Consider the following 1046-nt stretch of genomic DNA (forward strand, 5'->3'; position numbering starts at 1 on the left):
ATCGCCCCGTTTTTTCGTCCACTGGAACAACGTAGGCGACAAGGTGAGGGGTTGTTTCATCACGGTGAATGGTAGTGCTGACGACATTATTTTTACCGTATTTATTTTCGAGCCATTTTTTCGACTGCTCAAAAAATGCGGTTTCTTTTTCAGTTCCCCAGCCATCCCACTCCGGACTCGCTGTAATCAAATGTTCAATACACAAAACTGCATCTTTACGTCTTTTTTCAGGAATACGATCACGAATAGCGGTCATGCATTTTTCGTTTGTATCTAGCTCATGCTCATTCAAATGTGTACGAGCATCATCGGCATTTAACGTTTCTCGATTGCGATAATTATGCGAAAGACTGCCTCCAACATCGGCAAATGATTTGAGTTTCTGAATACGCAAAATAGCAAATGACATGGGCGAAATCCGACACCGCAAAAAACACACGATAGCAGAGCTTTTTGAGCTTTGCGATAGCGAAGTGGACTCACTCCACTTTCAAAACGCCTTTGGGCTTTTGAAAGTTCATGAGCAAGGGGAATCCTCCCCTGGACCCCTGACAACTTTTCAAGTTGTATAAAGCGCTTTCTTTATTCGCCGGATTCTATTTTCTAATCCGATGATGCTTTTCTGCAGACGATCGCTATATGCTTTTTTTTGAAGATCAGAAAATTCTTTTAGTTCATTTTCGAGCTGAGAGATTTTGTCTTGTAGCAAAATCTCTTTCTCAAATTTTGTTATCTCTTTTTCAATCATTCTTTGAATCCGGCTTTTTCTAAAATTGGATAAAGCTCTCTGAATTTTTCAGGTTGTAAAAGCATGTCGGCGATGCGAATAGCAAATTGTTGGTAGCTTTCTGTACCTTGTGAGTATTTCCCCATTTCGGGCATTTCAGACATTTTATTAGCAAATAAATGGCGTTGTGAGTCAGTCATCTTGATAAAGAAATCGGGTGTATTAGGATCTCGTTTAGATTCGATTTTCTTTGCTTGTTGCTTCTGCTTAAATTTGAATGAAAAGCCTGAAATAGCTCGACCTTTTTTATGTTGTTCAT

2 protein-coding genes and 1 pseudogene are annotated in these 1046 nt (G+C 39.5%); all 3 read right to left on the reverse strand.

Annotation, left to right across the window (positions count from 1 at the left end):
- On the reverse strand, window positions 1–409 hold a 409-nt coding region (mobV, locus tag FTU06_RS16670), incomplete at its 3' end, for a MobV family relaxase (RefSeq protein WP_180147632.1).
- Between the two features lie 150 nt (window positions 410–559).
- The gene (locus FTU06_RS16675) at window positions 560–748 is read right to left on the reverse strand and encodes a hypothetical protein (protein ID WP_120376159.1); all 189 of its coding nucleotides are present in this window, start codon (window positions 746–748) and stop codon (window positions 560–562) included.
- Window positions 745–1046, reverse strand: a pseudogene (locus tag FTU06_RS16680) (RepB family plasmid replication initiator protein); the annotation flags it as partial. The pseudogene FTU06_RS16680 and the gene FTU06_RS16675, both read right to left, overlap by 4 nt.

It is taken from the genome of Acinetobacter sp. YH12052 (assembly GCF_013419835.1).
In the GTDB taxonomy this organism is placed as follows: Bacteria; Pseudomonadota; Gammaproteobacteria; order Pseudomonadales; family Moraxellaceae; genus Acinetobacter; species Acinetobacter amyesii.

Coding starts and splice junctions, on each gene's coding strand:
- FTU06_RS16675 (WP_120376159.1), bottom strand. CDS start 748: ATGATTGAAAAAGAGATAACAAAATTTGAGAAAGAGATTTTGCTACAA.